The organism is Parabacteroides sp. AT13 (genome assembly GCF_002272965.1).
Taxonomy (GTDB): Bacteria; Bacteroidota; Bacteroidia; order Bacteroidales; family Tannerellaceae; genus Parabacteroides; species Parabacteroides distasonis.
In genome coordinates this window covers 843046-858464 of record NZ_NQMH01000002.1, presented here as the reverse complement: position 1 = coordinate 858464, position 15419 = coordinate 843046, and the positions used below count along the sequence as shown (strand labels likewise).

Annotated in this window: 20 protein-coding genes and 1 riboswitch; of the genes, 18 read left to right on the top strand and 2 right to left on the bottom strand. The window is 46.1% G+C overall.

The genetic code is table 11. The features are described 5' to 3' along the window. Positions 1-152: 152 nt before the first annotated feature. The 13 genes from CI959_RS17990 to CI959_RS17940 all read left to right on the top strand — a co-directional run bounded on the left by CI959_RS17990 (position 153) and on the right by CI959_RS17940 (position 6739). A complete protein-coding gene (locus CI959_RS17990; RefSeq protein ID WP_057317679.1) occupies positions 153-638 on the top strand; it encodes an HU family DNA-binding protein in 486 nt (161 codons plus the stop codon). 90 nt (positions 639-728) lie between these two features. After that, positions 729-1226, top strand: a complete 498-nt coding sequence (locus CI959_RS17985; RefSeq protein ID WP_057317690.1) for a L,D-transpeptidase — start codon at positions 729-731, stop codon at positions 1224-1226. 20 nt (positions 1227-1246) lie between these two features. After that, complete coding sequence (locus CI959_RS17980) at positions 1247-1972, top strand: DUF4412 domain-containing protein (protein WP_057317689.1); 726 nt, start codon at positions 1247-1249, stop codon at positions 1970-1972. A gap of 33 nt (positions 1973-2005) precedes the next feature. Continuing rightward, positions 2006-2683 (top strand): hypothetical protein, encoded by a 678-nt coding sequence (locus CI959_RS17975; protein WP_041525561.1) that lies wholly within the window; start codon positions 2006-2008, stop codon positions 2681-2683. A 21-nt stretch (positions 2684-2704) separates the two neighbouring features. Next, complete coding sequence (locus CI959_RS17970; protein ID WP_005857116.1) at positions 2705-3055, top strand: hypothetical protein; 351 nt, start codon at positions 2705-2707, stop codon at positions 3053-3055. Positions 3056-3061: 6 nt separating this feature from the next. Further along, positions 3062-3358: a hypothetical protein gene (locus CI959_RS17965; RefSeq protein ID WP_005857114.1), complete on the top strand. Its 297-nt coding sequence runs from the start codon at positions 3062-3064 to the stop codon at positions 3356-3358. Continuing rightward, the gene (locus CI959_RS22130) at positions 3261-3536 is read left to right on the top strand and encodes a zinc-ribbon domain-containing protein (RefSeq protein ID WP_080598096.1); all 276 of its coding nucleotides are present in this window, start codon (positions 3261-3263) and stop codon (positions 3534-3536) included. The genes CI959_RS17965 and CI959_RS22130 overlap by 98 nt, the downstream gene beginning before the upstream one ends. 33 nt (positions 3537-3569) lie before the next feature. Beyond that, a complete protein-coding gene (locus tag CI959_RS17955; protein ID WP_005857112.1) occupies positions 3570-4085 on the top strand; it encodes a zinc-ribbon domain-containing protein in 516 nt (171 codons plus the stop codon). Between the two features lie 31 nt (positions 4086-4116). After that, positions 4117-4704, top strand: coding sequence for a DUF4870 domain-containing protein (locus CI959_RS17950; protein ID WP_005857110.1), 588 nt, complete (start codon positions 4117-4119; stop codon positions 4702-4704). A gap of 26 nt (positions 4705-4730) precedes the next feature. After that, positions 4731-5492, top strand: a complete 762-nt coding sequence (locus CI959_RS17945) for a hypothetical protein (protein ID WP_011966282.1) — start codon at positions 4731-4733, stop codon at positions 5490-5492. A gap of 19 nt (positions 5493-5511) precedes the next feature. Next, positions 5512-5664, top strand: a complete 153-nt coding sequence (locus CI959_RS21925; protein WP_249931820.1) for a hypothetical protein — start codon at positions 5512-5514, stop codon at positions 5662-5664. A 69-nt stretch (positions 5665-5733) separates the two neighbouring features. Then, entirely contained in the window at positions 5734-5787 is a 54-nt protein-coding gene (locus CI959_RS21920) for a hypothetical protein (protein ID WP_229033850.1), read from the top strand. A gap of 31 nt (positions 5788-5818) precedes the next feature. Beyond that, on the top strand, positions 5819-6739 hold the full coding sequence (locus CI959_RS17940; protein ID WP_005857106.1) for a hypothetical protein: 921 nt from the start codon (positions 5819-5821) through the stop codon (positions 6737-6739). Between the two features lie 69 nt (positions 6740-6808). Here the strand turns inward: CI959_RS17940 and CI959_RS17935 are convergent, their stop codons facing one another. Further along, positions 6809-8476, bottom strand: coding sequence for a formate--tetrahydrofolate ligase (locus CI959_RS17935; RefSeq protein ID WP_005857104.1), 1668 nt, complete (start codon positions 8474-8476; stop codon positions 6809-6811). 393 nt (positions 8477-8869) lie between these two features. On the opposite strand from CI959_RS17935, the gene CI959_RS17930 reads away from it, so the two are divergent. After that, the gene (locus CI959_RS17930) at positions 8870-9382 is read left to right on the top strand and encodes a hypothetical protein (protein WP_005857102.1); all 513 of its coding nucleotides are present in this window, start codon (positions 8870-8872) and stop codon (positions 9380-9382) included. Between the two features lie 48 nt (positions 9383-9430). Here the strand turns inward: CI959_RS17930 and CI959_RS17925 are convergent, their stop codons facing one another. Continuing rightward, on the bottom strand, positions 9431-10135 hold the full coding sequence (locus tag CI959_RS17925) for a precorrin-2 C(20)-methyltransferase (RefSeq protein ID WP_005857099.1): 705 nt from the start codon (positions 10133-10135) through the stop codon (positions 9431-9433). Positions 10136-10201: 66 nt separating this feature from the next. Further along, a riboswitch (cobalamin riboswitch) is annotated at positions 10202-10401 on the top strand. Between the two features lie 62 nt (positions 10402-10463). Between CI959_RS17925 and CI959_RS17920 the strand changes: the two genes are divergently transcribed. The 4 genes from CI959_RS17920 to CI959_RS17905 all read left to right on the top strand — a co-directional run bounded on the left by CI959_RS17920 (position 10464) and on the right by CI959_RS17905 (position 15079). Next, positions 10464-11627, top strand: coding sequence for an ABC transporter substrate-binding protein (locus CI959_RS17920; RefSeq protein ID WP_011966284.1), 1164 nt, complete (start codon positions 10464-10466; stop codon positions 11625-11627). A 9-nt stretch (positions 11628-11636) separates the two neighbouring features. Further along, positions 11637-12674 carry an iron ABC transporter permease gene (locus tag CI959_RS17915; RefSeq protein ID WP_005857096.1) on the top strand — a complete coding sequence of 346 codons (1038 nt, stop codon included), beginning with the start codon at positions 11637-11639 and terminating at the stop codon, positions 12672-12674. Between the two features lies 1 nt (position 12675). After that, positions 12676-13689 carry an ABC transporter ATP-binding protein gene (locus tag CI959_RS17910; RefSeq protein ID WP_005857094.1) on the top strand — a complete coding sequence of 338 codons (1014 nt, stop codon included), beginning with the start codon at positions 12676-12678 and terminating at the stop codon, positions 13687-13689. A 487-nt stretch (positions 13690-14176) separates the two neighbouring features. After that, the gene (locus CI959_RS17905; RefSeq protein WP_005857092.1) at positions 14177-15079 is read left to right on the top strand and encodes an AraC family transcriptional regulator; all 903 of its coding nucleotides are present in this window, start codon (positions 14177-14179) and stop codon (positions 15077-15079) included. Positions 15080-15419: the final 340 nt, after the last annotated feature.

Below are 15419 nucleotides of genomic sequence, written 5' to 3'. Positions count from 1 at the left end.
AGCAAGACCATCGTGCGACGTTAACGGTGTCACACGTATGACATCAGCTGCCTCACACGTGCGACACCTAGAGCCTCACGCCTGCAAGACCGGCAACGAGAATAGAGAGAAATAACAATTATCACATTATCAACAATTTAAAACAAAACAAGATGGCAAAGTACAAGTTAATTAAGAAAGTGAATCCGCAGAAAAGACAGGAACCTGGCAAATGGTACGCGACCCCCAAAAGCGAGACCCCGCTCTCGGGCAAGGCGATGATGTGCGCCGCCACCGCCAACACCACTACTGCTCCCATCGAGATGGAGGCCTCGCTGGAGCTTCTGGCCAAGTTCGTGCCCCAACAACTCCAGCAGGGACACACGGTGAAGATACCGGGCTTGGGTACTTTTCGCCTCACCTTCAAGAGCGATGGCGTGGAAGATATTAACAGTTTCCGGGCGAACAGCATGATCAAGAACGTCCGGATCGTATTCACTCCCTCGAAAGAATTGCGGGAGAGCGTGCTCAGCGGCCTTACGTTCGAGGACGGCGGCGTACTGGAGGACGACATCAGCTACGCTTCTATAGCCGATTACCGTTTGGCCAAAGGTGTCCCGGAGGGCGGCGGAGACTCGGAAAGCCCGGGTGAGATTTAAGGTAACCATTAAAACAGGAACGGGATGAACATTTTCTCTTGCCATATACGCCGGATCGTGTTGTTGCTATTGGCACTCCTCTGAGTGCCGATGGCGACGCTACGGGCGCAGGAAGAAAAAGCGGACGGCACGAACCGGGTGATAGTATCCAAACAGGATATGCGGATAACCGTTCTTTGTCCGCAAGGCGATACGCTCGCCGTTTTTCCCATCGCTTGCGGACGCAATTACGGCGACAAGCAGCAGGAATGGGATTTCCGGACACCGGAAGGGCATTTCGTGATAGAGTCCGTGGAAGATACCTCCCTTTGGCCGCGAGACTCGACGAGGCAAGAAACTCCCGGCGAGATATACGGCCCCCGCTTCTTCCGCTTGAAAGCACCCGGCTTCACGGGCATCGGCATACACGGGACCGCCAACCCCCAAGTGATACCCGGACGGATAACGATGGGCTGCATACGCCTCAGCAATGAGGACCTGAAAGCCTTCTCCCGGCTGGTGGACGTAGATACAAGGGTGGATATCCTGCCCGACAAAGGGAGAGAACGCGGCTCGCTTTCCAAGCTAGCCCGGGACGATGATTACTAACAACACTAAAAGGAATGGACATGAAAAGGTTAATCTTATTATTGATATGCGCGCTGTACGTAACGACGGCGGCGCAGGCGCAAATTTCTTTCTATGGTGAGTGGTGCCGGAAAGGGGGTGGCGAAAAGACCATCATGATCTTCGATATGAAGGAAAAGAAAGCCTACGTGATGAACGAGGCCCGGAAGACCTGCATGGTGATGGAGGAGATCGACAAGTTATCCACCAATAAGCTGGTGGGTTACGACTGGGAAGTGTCTCACTCTACCTCCCGAGAGTTTTTGGGCATGGAGGAGATAGACGGTAAGGAGTGTGCCCACTACTATGTCAAGAGCGAATCGATCTACAAGGATGGCGGCAAGGATGGCGCCGGCTATCACGAATGGATTTACTCGCCCATGAAGGTATCGAACTACAACGGCTGCATCGCCCACGACAATACGGTGTATGTGATGGACAGGACCATCGTGCTTCGCTGCGTCAAGATGGGGCCGCAACCGGCGCACCTCTTCCAAGTGCCCGAAGGGTATCAAATGACTGTGATGCCTGCCGGCGGCCTGCTGGAGATGATGACGGGGAAATCGTGCGAGGAGAACACCCAAAAAGTGGACGAGACACGCGATGCCATCCAAAAATCCAATGAGCAGATCAAGGAGCAACTGAAAGAGGTCAACGACAAGAGCAAGAGCGACGAGGAACGGATGAAGGCCTTGCTCGAGATGCTGGGCGGACAGAAGAAGAAATAGAGAAAAATTATTCACTTTAAAATAACAACGATTATGAAAACGAACATTAGATTTCTAGTTATGATCGCCGTTTCCTTGCTGACGGTATTGGGAATGAGCGCGCAAGAACCTTTCTTCCTACATAAGGAAGGCGTGAAACTGACTTACGCCGACAAGGACAAGAAAGGAAAGATCAACAGTTACACGGAGACTACCGCTACAAAGGTGACGGGAGATGCGGACAACTGCACCGTTACCTACTCGATGATGGTGATGGACAATAAAAAGAACCCGGTGCTCAAGCAACCGATGACACAGACATTCGAGGTGAAGAATGGCACGGTGACCTACGATCCCAAGTCGTTGGTAGGACAGATCATGGAGGGCATGCAAGTAACCGTGACCGGAACACCCTTCCAACTTCCCTCCAATGTCAAGGTAGGCGATACCTTCGGCGACTATACCATCACCTTGAACTTGGCCGGCATCAAGACCAATACGGAGGTGACGGGCGTGAAGGCCGTGGCCGAGGAAACCCTCGACGTGAACGGGACGAGTATCGACTGCGTCGTGATTGAGAACACTACCGTATCGAAAGTGATCGGTATCAAGCAGACCACTATCCAGAAGATCTGGTATGGCCACGGCATTGGCCCTGTGAAGACAAACATGTATAACAAGAAGGGAAAACTGATGACAAGCCAAGAGCTAGTTTCAATAGAAGGATTGTAAACCATTAAAAACATACGTATCATGAAACAGACATTATTTACATTCATGTTCATCATAAGCCTCGTGCTTATGACGGCATGCGGAGGTTCGCCGGTAGATAAAGCCTTGGCAAAACTGGATGATGCCATTGAAAAGCTGGAGAAAAAAGGAGATAAGATGACCAAGGACGAGATGGATGCCATCATGAAAGACTTGGAGGAACCCGTTAGCGTATTGAACAAAACGATAGAAGACAACGAGGTGGGAGGTGTCACCAAGATCAAGATAATCGCCAAGGTGACGAAACTGACGGCGCTGGCCACGAAGGTCGGGATAAAGAATCTGGATATGGGAGATTTCTCGGATAAGGCGAAAGGAACTAAGAAAGAGTAAGGTGGTATGGGAGATATTTTAACAGGAATCGTAAAAGGCTTGTCCGGATTCATGCTGCAGGATGATCCCGACGTGAAGATATTCAATGCCCAGACCGAGATGAAAGAGTTCTCGGAAAGGGAGGGAAAAATCTATGCCCGTCTCGGACGGCAAGTATATGAGACGGATGGCGGCGAGAACTATCCGGAGATAAGGGCAGAGCTAGATTTACTCGCAGCCAACAAGCAGGCGGCGGAAAGCCGCCCTCGAACGTGCCGAGGCCGAGGAACGTGCCCGCCGGGAAGCCGAGGAGCAGGAGCATAGCTGCCCCAATTGCGGGGCCTATAATCCGGAGGGAACCAACTTTTGCCAAGAGTGTGGAACCCGTTTGACGCAACCCGTGCAACAAGCGCCTGCGGCGAAACGTTTCTGCCCGAACTGCGGCACGGAAGTTATCGCCGGGCATCGTTTCTGCAGCGGTTGCGGAACAAAAATGGAATGATGTATAACAGTTACTTTAAAGAAAGGAGAAATCATGGCTTTTTGTACAAACTGCGGGACAAATGTCCCGGATGGCATAAAATTCTGTACCTCATGTGGTACGCCGATGTCGGTACAGGCACAACCGCAAGCCCCGCCACCGCCCCAGCAAACCTATGTGCAGCCGCAACCTGCGCCTCAGCCACTACCGCAGCAGGCTTATGCCCCGCCATCGCAACCGGCTTACGCACAACCTCAACCGGGATACGTGGCTCCGGCGGGCGATCCGAACGCTCCGCTTCCCCCGGGAAGCAAGTATGAACCGATCACGACGGGTGGGTATATCGGTATCTTCCTGTTGATGCTTCTTCCGTTGATCAATCTCATCCTACTCATTATCTGGGCCTGCGGAGGCTGCCAGAAGGTGAACAAGGCGAACTTCGCCCGTGCGATGCTGATCATGATGATAATCGGTTCGGTCTTGTCGTTGCTGATGTTCTTCGCCGTACGGATGCTGTTCGGTAGCGAGATAGACAGCTTGATGGAAGCTTTCGGAGATCTACTCAAATAATAACAATACTAAAATTAGGAGGAAACAAATTATGGCATTCTGTGGAAAATGTGGACAACAAGTGAATGAAGGCGTGAGATTTTGCCCGGCCTGCGGATCACCTATGCAAATAGTTGCCGCCGAACCGAACAGGCAACAGACACCTCCGCCGGTACAACCGACCGATGCGGAATCAATGGCTAAGGCTACCGCCACGGCCGATGCCTTGAGCGACAAATTAAGTGGTATGAACAAGACCGCGGACCTGACCGACCAGTTCGATAAAGCCGATGTAGAGCAAAATAAGGTAATGGCTATCCTTGCTTATTTCGGGATTCTGGTATTGATCCCGATCCTTGCGGCCAAGGACTCGAAATTCGCCCGGTTCCATGCCAACCAAGGCTTGCTTTTATGCATCGCCATGTTTGGCTGGATCATAGCGGACTCCGTTCTGACCGCCCTCTTGCGGGCGATCCTATGGAGGGGATTGGGCTTATGGAGCATCTACTCTCTTTGCGGTACGGTATTGAACCTCGTTTACATCGTGTTTACGGTACTGGCAGTCATCGGTATCATTAACGCGCTGAACGGGCGAGCTAAGGAATTACCTATCATCGGTAAATACCGTCTGTTGAAATAGCATAATAACCCATAAATGTATACTTTATGACAGCAAAAGAGATTTTCTTCAAGACCCTGCAATTCGGTTGGATAAAACTAGGATTAGGATTGCTGAATATATTGATAGCCGTGCTGCTCTTCGCTATCTTGATGGGCATATCGGTCCTGTTCAATAGCGACGGAGTGGTAGCGATCATGTTTTTCATCTGGTTGGGACTTATAGGGGTAGTGAATTTCTTCTTGAATCACTACATCGGTTATCTCGTAAAAGCCGGGCATGTGGCCGTGATCGCGATGGCGTATCAAACCGGCTATGTACCTGCCAAACCCTTCGAGATGGGAAAGACGATGGTAAAGGAACGTTTCGGTACATCCAACGTGTATTTTGCCTTGGATAAACTTGTGGCGGGTTCCATTAAACAGTTACAACGTACGTTGGGACGTGTTACGGACAGTTTGCTCGGGGCGCTCCCCGGAGCTGACGGGATAAAGAGCCTCACCAACATGTTTCTCGATATCTCGTTGGGGTATGTGGACGAGTGCTGCTTAGGTTACACCTTTTACCATCCGGCTCAAAACCCTTATAAATCGGCGGCAGATGGTGTCATTATCTATTTTCAGAACGTGGAAGACGTTGCTCAAGGATGCGGCGAAGACAACGGGGATGGTCATCTTATCGTTCGTGGTGGTTACGTTGATTGCGTTTATCCTCTTCGGTGGATTGTTCCGCTTGTTCGGCTGGAGCGGTTTCATGGCTTTCATTATTTCATTGTTGTTCGCCTATACAGTAAAGTATGCCTTTATTGATAGCTGGATCTTGGTGAAAATGATGAGCAGCTATATGCAAGTAGCTCCCGCCACGCAAGTTACTTTCGATCTGTATGGTAAGTTGAGCGGCTTGTCCGGTAAGTTCAAGGAGCTTTTCAAGAAAGGTAACGAGATGCCGCAACCGAATCCCACCGCTACTTCCGCAGCATAAGATCCTTTGCGACCGCAGATACCGGGACAGGTCTCAACGCCGGAAAGCCGCTTTTGCCCTCAATGCGGAATGCAATTAGCTCCGACCGCTACATTTTGCGGGAATTGCGGAGAAAGGTTATAGTTTTTAAGTTTAATCGTAAAAAATCAAGAATATGAAACGAGTATTATTTACATTGGTAGCCTGTTTAGTAGGTATTTCTTCATTGATGGCGCAATCATTCTCTCTTCCGGGGTATTTGTTTGGAAGATGTCCGGACTATAGTATTACCTATGACAAGAACGATGCGCAGGAACAGAAAGATGTTTATATATGCGATGGTAATAAAAGCGTGGTTCGTATAGACAGTTATAAATGGAACTCAAGTTCGTCTGATTGGGTATATGATGGCAAGACCGTGATGGAGAATGATAACCAAGGACGCACTTTGGTCGCTATCTCTTATTCGGCAGCCGACGTGGCAGGCGAGAAAACAGAATACACTTATACCGGAAATGGCTATGAGAAGTTCTCCGTCACTTCCTCCAGCTTTGAGGGAGGCGCATGGAAAGCCGAGGCGAAAGTGGATATAGAAGCCACTTTCAACAAAGATAAATATCCGGTCTCGATACTCATGACAGGTACGGCTGAGGGAGAGACGTTCAAGATGAAAATGGAGTGGTCTTACGATAAGAATGTCACGAAAACCTCGTCTTCCATTGATTTCGGTGGTAGTTGGATGCTTATGTCAGAAAGCAAGACGGAGATCGTGGACGCGGGAAACCCGATGATTTCGAAAAATTATCAGAAAATGTATTTCCCCGCTGAGACAAGCTGGGAATATTCAGGAAAGACACATGACTATTTCAATGGAACAACCTCTATCGCTCCTGTAGTAGAGGAGAACGAACTGAAACTTCATATTTATGGAGATGTGTTGGAAGTACAAGGAACGGAAAGCGGGATTTCTATTTATGCGATAACTGGAGGGAAAATGGCAGAGAGTAAGTCGAATCGTATTGACATCTCTCGCTTGCCAGCAGGAATCTATTTGCTAAATACAGCTAGAGGTTCTATAAAGTTTATTCATAAATAAGCAAAAGTAAGGTGCGCCTTACTGAATGTGTGAGGCGCACCTTTTTTATTTGAATCGTTTTACTGTCTATTAACTCAATCCCTCAATCATGCCATCCACGATATCGATCTTTCGGGCTTGCGGCTCTTTCGGGAGTCCCGGCATACGCATGATCTCGCCCATGACGACAACGATCATCTCGGCTCCGTTATTGATGATTACATCTCGTACTTTTAGTTCGAAATCTTTGGCGACCCCATAAGCTTTCGGATCGGAAGAGAATGAATATTGAGTCTTGGCGATACAGATCGGATAATGGGAAATACCCAAGCTTTCGATCTGACGCAATTTTTTATCGGCCAAAGTCGTATAAACAATCGAAGAAGCTCCGTATATCTTCTGGGCCACTTTTTGTACCTTCGTACGGATCGGATCATTCAGATCATATGTATATTGTAAAGGAGCGGAAGGATGATTTTCGATCGTATCAACCACTAAGCGGGCAAGCTCCGTACCCCCTTCACCGCCTTCGGCGAAAACGTTATTCATGGCGAATCCAACCCCTTTCTCCTCGCAATGCTCAGCCACTAACGCAATCTCCTCGTCCGTATCGGTAGCGAAACGGTTGAAAGTAACGATTACTTGCTGGCCGAAGCTCTTCATATTCTCAATGTGTTTATCTAAGTTAGCGAATCCGTTCTTTAATCCTTCGATATTCGGTTCCTTGATTTCTTTCTCCGGAACGCCACCATGAAGTTTCAAGCTCTGGGCAGTCGCTACGATGACTGTCAGTTTCGGTGAAAGCCCCGCTTTTCTACATTTGATATTAAAGAATTTCTCTGCGCCCAGATCAGCGCCGAAACCAGCCTCCGTAATCACATAATCTCCATAAGTAAGAGCCATTTGGGTGGCCGATATGGAATTACATCCATGGGCGATATTAGCGAAAGGACCTCCATGTACAAATGCGGGAGTATTCTCCGTTGTTTGTACAAGGTTCGGCAGTAATGCGTCTTTTAGCAATACGGTAATAGCTCCGGCTATGCCAAGATCATTTACCGTGAAAGGCTTATCTTCGTTTGTATAACCCAATAAAATATTTCCGACACGTCGTTTCAAATCCTCTATATCCGTAGCCAAGCAAAGGATCGCCATGATCTCTGAAGCGGGAGTGATGTCAAATCCGGTCTCGGTAGGGACACCGTTCGCCGAGCCGCCTAGACCCGATACGATGTTACGTAAGCTACGGTCGTTTACGTCAAGAACCCGTTTCCATTTGATCTCCTTCAATCCCTCGCAGGTGTTGCGGGTCTGATAAATATAGTTATCCAATAAAGCGGTAATCATATTGTGGGCGGAAGTAACCGCATGAAAATCCCCTGTAAAATGCAAGTTGATGTTTTCCATGGGAAGCACTTGGGCATATCCACCTCCGGCAGCACCACCTTTCATGCCGAAACACGGGCCAAGAGACGGCTCACGTAAAGCGACCACCGCTTTCTTCCCTATTTTATTCAGCCCTAAAGCCAGACCGATCGAAACCGTAGTCTTTCCGATTCCCGCTTTAGTGGGAGTGATAGCGGTCACTAAAATTAAATTATGCTGGTCCATTTGCTTTTTATCGATCAAATGGATAGGAACCTTGGCAATATACCTGCCATAATTTTGTACTTCCTCACGAGGGATACCTAACGTTGTCGCAACTTCCTTAATTTTACGCAAGTCTGTTTCTCTTGCTATCTCAATGTCCGATTTCATGTGCTTTATGTAAGTTTATATAGTTTGAACAAAGTAAATCTAATTTATTATAATAACAAAATGATACGGAACAAGGTTTTCCCCCTTTATGGAATAATAAGATTGTGTTATTTTGATATTTTTGTGCGAAGATGGCGAGGATCTTGCTTTTTGTGATAGCTGTCAGGCTTGAAATTAAACTTTTTGTAAAGTGAGCTTTGCAAAAATCATACGTTTTGCTTGTTGTACTTTTAAAGAATTATAAAATAGTCTTTAAAATTATTCATCTGTAATAATTTGATTAATTTTGTGATGTCACAACGATAAAAAGAAACCTAAAATGGTTTGAGTGTGATAAATTGAAACAGATAAGAGACTAATAACATTAGCAATATAATATGTAAATTTAAGGTTATGTCAACAGTAAGATTTAGTCAGGTTACATTTGCTACTAAATCGTGGGTAGCAGAAGCATGGGAAAAGATGGTAGTGGAATTGTTTAGCGGTCGTGTCGTAGCGGAAGTCAAACAATTGGATGAAGTATGTGAATCAAAGTGGGAAGTAGAATTGAAGAAGCTTCAAAACGAGGTTCATTCTTTATGTCATCATGCGATCCATCAATTGCTCCCGATAGCCGGCTCTTATCAACAGGCGTTACTGGATGACGTTGCCCAAGCCTATACGGTATACGCTCCGGAAGAAGCAGAGTCTATCTTCAACCGGGGAAACCAAGCGATCGAGGATATCAAAGGACATGTATCGGGTATTCGCTACAACGCTTGTAAAATGCGTGAGGCGAACCGTAAAGTAAGCGAGTTGGAAGATATGCACGCAAAAGCGGTCATGTACCATAATTCAGTGAAACCTTATATGGATACACTTCGTTTCCATATCGATCAGCTTAAGCATATATTGCATGTAGCGTAATAAGATGGGCTGTCCGGGTTTGGTTACTCTCCGGGCAGCCTTCTTCTTTTAGCGAGGTTGGATAATCAGTAGGGAGAAATAGGGGAAATCCTTGGAATGTATAGTGGCGATATCAGTAGTATAATATTCTTTTCTTGTTCCTACATTCTCGAAATAATGAAAAACCGCCTTATCCGCATACTGCCGGATACAAGTATGAATAGCCTCTTGGCAACCCGGTAATTTCATGATGACGATGATCATTCCATTTTCTATTTTTGCCGAAAGTTCATCGAACGACGCAGTCCCGGGGATTACGTTAATTTGCTCCTCTTGTTTTACGATATGTATCCCGGCCAAGGCACCTGCCGCTATAAATGCCGGAATTCCTGCGATTCGATCTACCGGGATTCCTGTTTCCTCGAATTTATCGTATACATATTGTATAGATGAATAAAAACCAGCGTCTCCCTCGGCGACGATCACGATTTGTTTCCCTTTCAAATATTCAGCTTGGGCATCCAGAAACAATTCGTTATAAGCGTTTAACGCATCTGTCCGTTCCTTACTCATTGGCAAAATAAACGGATGGATCAAGGATTCGTCTACCTCAATAGCTTTCAATATATCCGTCGCCCGAGATATGATTCCATGCTTGCCTTGTGTAGCAGGACAATAGATAATATCAGCCTTTTGTAATGTTTTAAGCCCTTTCAGCGTAATTAATTCCGGATCACCGGGACCTAATGAGACGAAGTGAATAGGATGATTCATGTGTATCTGTTTTTATTTGAAACGCAAAAGTCCTTAAAATTGTGGATGTATACAAATATTCTTACTACTTTTGTCACTGTAACAGGCTCCGCTTATCTCTTTTTCCGGGAGGCGGATTAAAAGGGAACCGGGTGAGAATCCCGGACAGACCACGCTGCTGTGAACTTTTAAACATTCGGACAATACCTTGGCCACTGGTTTTGTAATCGGGAAGGCGTCCTGAATGGAAGTAAGTCAGAAGACCTGCCGGTTCATAAATAAATGTTGCTGTCCCGTGGAGCAGGACGAGAGTAACTGTCAATGATCAACTGTCAATTAAACAAGGATTATGAATAAGTTTATAGCGGGTGGATGCTTGCTTTTATCGGTATTGACTTTATCATGTACTTCAGGTATCCGTGAAAAAGGAGAAATAGGGAAGACGGCTTCCGTAGAGCAATCTGCGTTCTCGCAAGAGCAGGTTAAGCCTTTATACGCCCAAGGATTCAAGCTTACCTATGCGGATCAATATCTCTTGGCTGATATCCAAGATCCTCAAAATGAGGAAAGCACCACGTTTCATTATGCGTTCGTGAAAAGAGGTGCGAAACCCACGGGGATTCCCGCTGATTATACGGTGATAGAGCTTCCTATCCGAAGCGTTATCTGTATGACTTCCCTGCAATTATCGAACTTTATTAAATTGGGTGCCTTGGATAGGGTCGTTGGGATTACCAGTACACGGCATTTGTTCAATAAAGAGATGAACGAACGCCTGAAAGAAGGTAAAACCGCTAAGATCGGTATCGAGGGGAATTTCGATAACGAGGTTATCATGAGCGTGAATCCTGATTTGATCCTTGTATCGCCATTCAAGCGGGGAGGCTATGAGATGCTGAAAGACGTGGGTATTCCCTTGATTCCCCATTTGGGTTATAAGGAGACTACGCCATTGGGACAGGCCGAGTGGATCAAGTTCGTAGGCTTGCTGTTGGGGATAGAGAAAGATGGCAATGAGCGTTTCGCCACCATCGAGAAGAGGTATAATGAATTAAAGGAACTTACGGCGGATGGTAAGGTTAAAAAACGTCCGATCGTTTTTAGTGGCGAGTTACGGGGTGGAAACTGGTATGCCGTAGGAGGAAAGAGCTTCTTAGCGCAACTTTTCAAGGATGCCGGCGCTGATTATTTCTTGAAAGATGATGAGCGATCCGGTGGTGTTACATTAGACTTCGAGACGGTCTATAACCAAGCGGACGACGCTGATTATTGGCGTATCGTGAATAGTTTCCCGGGAACGTTCAGCTATGAGGCATTGAAAGAGCAAGATCCTCGTTATGAGGATTTCCGTGCGTTCCGGGAGAAAGGAATTATCTATTGTAATATGAAGAACACGCCGTTTTATGAGAGTATGCCGACAGAACCGGAGATCGTCCTAGCGGATTTGCTTCATATCTTTCATCCGGATTTATTACCGGATCATGAGTCGGTCTATTATTCTCGACTTAAATAAGGAACACTGATGAGACATTCAAATACCCTATGGATGCTGGCGATTGTCACGGCTATTTTTGTTCTAATCTTTTTGAATTTGGTGTTGGGGTCAGTCTCTATTCCTCTTCAATCGGTTTGGCATATTATCTGGAATTTAGGAAATGAGCCTATTACATGGCAGAATATTATCTGGAAATCCCGACTACCACAGGCATTGACAGCGTTGGTAGCGGGAGCTGGCTTATCCATCAGCGGCTTACAGATGCAAACCGTTTTCCGTAATCCATTGGCCGGACCTTCGGTCTTAGGTATCAGTTCGGGAGCGAGCATGGGTGTCGCTTTCGTGGTGTTGTTAAGCGGTAGTTTAGGGGGCGTTGCCTTGAGTAAACTTGGTTTTATGGGGGAGATCGCCTTATCGATAGCGGCCGTGATCGGTTCCTTATCCGTGATGGCGCTGATCGTGTATGTTTCCCAAAAGGTAAAAGGAAATGTCACGTTGTTGATTATCGGTGTGATGATCGGTTACGTGGCAAACGCCGTGATCGGTGTACTTAAATTCTTTAGCGTCGAGGAGGATATCCGTGCATACGTGATTTGGGGATTGGGTAGTTTCGCCCGTGTTTCCGGTAATCAGATGACGTTGTTCGTGATTCTTATGACAATCTTGATCCCTCTCTCGTTCCTGCTTATCAAGACCATGAACTTGATGCTTCTTGGGGATAGCTACGCACGCAATTTGGGACTTAATATCAAGCGGGCCCGTTTGTTGGTTATCACCTCGGCTGGGGTCCTTACGGCGATTGTCACTGCTTATTGCGGACCTATTATCTTCTTGGGGCTAGCCGTTCCGCATTTATGCCGGGCCATATTTCAAACTTCCGACCATCGGATTTTAATGCCTGCGGTCTTATTCGCCGGTGCGGCGTTGGCGTTGATCTGTAATTTGATCGCCCGTATGCCGGGGTTCGAGGGAGCGTTACCTGTCAACTCGGTAACCGCTTTAGTAGGTGCTCCAGTAGTGGCCTCAGTATTATTTAGAAAACGTAAGAATGAATTGAACGAGTAAGATGAAACAAGATACGATTCATATTAACGGACTTTCGATCGGTTACCATTCTAAGAGTAGTACAAAGCTGGTAGCTAAAGGTATACACTCTACGATCTATAGTGGTGAATTAACCTGTTTGCTGGGTGCTAACGGGGTGGGGAAGTCTACTTTATTGCGCACGTTATCGGCTTTCCAACCTAAATTAGATGGGGAAATATTGGTCCTAGGAAAAGATATAGATACTTATTCCGATAAGGAATTGAGCACCACGATCGGTGTCGTGCTGACCGATAAATGTGAGATCCGGAATATGTTGGTACGGGAATTGGTCGGGATGGGACGTAGCCCGTATACCGGCTTCTGGGGTAAGTTGAGCAAGGATGATAAGCGGATCGTGGAAGAATCCATCGCCCTTGTCCGCATTGAGGAACTAGCATCCCGCATGGTCCATACCTTATCGGATGGAGAACGCCAGAAAGTGATGATCGCTAAGGCGCTCGCTCAGGAGACTCCGGTTATTTACTTGGATGAACCTACCGCATTCCTTGATTTCCCCAGCAAGGTAGAGATTATGCAATTACTCCATCATCTAACCCGGAAAACGAATAAGACGATATTTATGTCCACTCACGATTTGGAGCTGGCTCTTCAGATATCGGATAAGATCTGGTTAATGGACAAAGCGAATGGTATCTCTACCGGTACTCCCGAGGATTTGGCATTGAGTGGTCATCTAAGCAACTTTTTCGCCCGGAAAGGGATTGTTTTCGATAAGGATACCGGATTATTCCGTATAGATAATCAATTCTCTCGACAGATTCGCCTCGTTGGACATGGACAGAAATACGCTATGGTGCGTAAAGGGCTCCAGCGAAACGGAATTTTGGCGAATCGGGAAGTGGAATCGAATATTTGGATTGAGACTGGCGATTTAAAGACCACCCACTTTATCATCCATGAGACTTCCGGCGGTACCTATATCACCCAAACGATAGAAGAATTACTTGCCTATTTTGATACTGAAAAATCATAACTATGAAATTTTCAATTCATAACTATGTTTTTCTTCATTCATAGTTATGAATTTTTTCCATTTACATCCATTGTTTTAAAGTAAGCTAGCTTCGTCGACTTTCCTGTAATTGCTTGAAAGATACATACAACTTTAATTCCACCATTCCTGTCACTCCTACGGCTGTGTGGAGTACAGGTGTTGTATATACCAACACATCTTCTCGCTTTTCAATTTCAGTTTGATCAAATGGTCCGGGAACAGCCACCCCTAATACTTGTCTGCCTTTCGTAGGGAATGGCTACAGACAAGAAGAATAAGCTTCCCATACAGATAATTTTTCTTGTTCCCATATAATTATTATTTAAAAGTTTTTTGGGAAAAAATAGCGGTTATTTGGGGTGTAGACTGTATCAATTCCACAGATATAATAACCAATTTCATCGGACGGTGAGAAACGTATGAAAGAAAAGGTTATCTTTGCAATCGAAGCCAAATACAATTGAAGATGAATGAGATAAAGAGAATAGACACTGTGCAGCAATACAACGATTATTTCGGTATGGAAACGTTGCATCCGCTGGTTACGGTCATCGATGCGCGAGAGGCTAATCCGGTACATTTCTGTCCGAAACTCTATAATTTGTATGCTATCTTGATGAAAGACCCGGACTGTGGTACTCTCAAATATGGTCGTAGCATCTATGACTATCAGCAAGGCACGATGCTTTTTCTCGCTCCGGGGCAGGTCATGGGGTCTGACGATGACGGTCAGTTGCATCAACCCGGTGGATGGCTGCTCGCTTTTCATCCCGAACTGGTACGTAACACTCCGTTAGCCCAATTCATCAAAAACTATAGTTTCTTCTCCTATTCCGCCAATGAAGCACTCCACTTGTCTGAACAGGAAAGGCGAACCATTATTGACTGCATGTGCAAAATCAGAGAAGAATTGCTCCATCCCATAGACAAGCATACGAAATCACTGATTACAGACAATATAAAACTCCTACTTGATTATTGTGAGCGGTTCTATGACCGTCAATTCGAAACGCGGGAGAATGTGAATCTTGACATCTTAGCCCGATTTGAGCAAACGCTGGATGATTATCTTGCGTCCAATCTTCCCATAAGTAAAGGTACGCCCACCGTGCAGTATTGTGCCGACAAGCTTTGCCTGTCGGCTAACTATCTAAGCGACCTTCTGAAAAAGGAAACCGGTGTTTCTGCGTTGAAACATATCCAGCAGAAGATGCTCGATATAGCGAAAGAGCGTGTATTCGATGTCACCAAATCCATCAGCGAGATATCCTACGAATTGGGATTTCCATATCCGCAACATTTCAGCCGTTGGTTCAAGAAAATGGTTGGGGTTACACCTAATGAATATAGACAAAATCGAAACAATTAGACATTTAAACCACGGATCGTAATATTGCGATCACGGTTTAGTCAATCATAAAGGCACGGACATAACGGCAAGATGTCTGCGCCTTCGTATTTCCTAGTCCTTATCAATTCAACGTCATGTAACAATATGAAGTTTGCATGTATGGATCTTTACACGGTTCCCCCGTCGGGAATCGTGCTACCTCGTGCGTGCCGTTTCGGACAGTAAGTCCTAAATGTTAAATGAGTAGTGAGATGTAAAGAGACAAACGGTAAAATAAACGATAATGTAAAATGAATCGAAAAACAGAAGTGATTGAGAATAAAGAAGTATGGAGAAAAAAAATGTCTCTTTCTTACGC

Bases quoted from the DNA above. Each gene is read 5' to 3' on its own strand.
- CI959_RS17970 (WP_005857116.1), top strand. From the start codon at position 2,705: ATGAAACAGACATTATTTACATTCATGTTCATCATAAGCCTCGTGCTT.
- CI959_RS17910 (WP_005857094.1), top strand. From the start codon at position 12,676: ATGAAACAAGATACGATTCATATTAACGGACTTTCGATCGGTTACCAT.
- CI959_RS17985 (WP_057317690.1), top strand. From the start codon at position 729: ATGGCGACGCTACGGGCGCAGGAAGAAAAAGCGGACGGCACGAACCGG.
- CI959_RS17990 (WP_057317679.1), top strand. From the start codon at position 153: ATGGCAAAGTACAAGTTAATTAAGAAAGTGAATCCGCAGAAAAGACAG.
- CI959_RS17915 (WP_005857096.1), top strand. From the start codon at position 11,637: ATGAGACATTCAAATACCCTATGGATGCTGGCGATTGTCACGGCTATT.
- CI959_RS17925 (WP_005857099.1), bottom strand. From the start codon at position 10,135: ATGAATCATCCTATTCACTTCGTCTCATTAGGTCCCGGTGATCCGGAA.
- CI959_RS17950 (WP_005857110.1), top strand. From the start codon at position 4,117: ATGGCATTCTGTGGAAAATGTGGACAACAAGTGAATGAAGGCGTGAGA.
- CI959_RS17945 (WP_011966282.1), top strand. From the start codon at position 4,731: ATGACAGCAAAAGAGATTTTCTTCAAGACCCTGCAATTCGGTTGGATA.
- CI959_RS17920 (WP_011966284.1), top strand. From the start codon at position 10,464: ATGAATAAGTTTATAGCGGGTGGATGCTTGCTTTTATCGGTATTGACT.
- CI959_RS21925 (WP_249931820.1), top strand. From the start codon at position 5,512: ATGATGAGCAGCTATATGCAAGTAGCTCCCGCCACGCAAGTTACTTTC.
- CI959_RS17955 (WP_005857112.1), top strand. From the start codon at position 3,570: ATGGCTTTTTGTACAAACTGCGGGACAAATGTCCCGGATGGCATAAAA.
- CI959_RS17965 (WP_005857114.1), top strand. From the start codon at position 3,062: ATGGGAGATATTTTAACAGGAATCGTAAAAGGCTTGTCCGGATTCATG.
- CI959_RS17975 (WP_041525561.1), top strand. From the start codon at position 2,006: ATGAAAACGAACATTAGATTTCTAGTTATGATCGCCGTTTCCTTGCTG.
- CI959_RS17935 (WP_005857104.1), bottom strand. From the start codon at position 8,476: ATGAAATCGGACATTGAGATAGCAAGAGAAACAGACTTGCGTAAAATT.
- CI959_RS17980 (WP_057317689.1), top strand. From the start codon at position 1,247: ATGAAAAGGTTAATCTTATTATTGATATGCGCGCTGTACGTAACGACG.
- CI959_RS17905 (WP_005857092.1), top strand. From the start codon at position 14,177: ATGAATGAGATAAAGAGAATAGACACTGTGCAGCAATACAACGATTAT.
- CI959_RS17940 (WP_005857106.1), top strand. From the start codon at position 5,819: ATGAAACGAGTATTATTTACATTGGTAGCCTGTTTAGTAGGTATTTCT.
- CI959_RS17930 (WP_005857102.1), top strand. From the start codon at position 8,870: ATGTCAACAGTAAGATTTAGTCAGGTTACATTTGCTACTAAATCGTGG.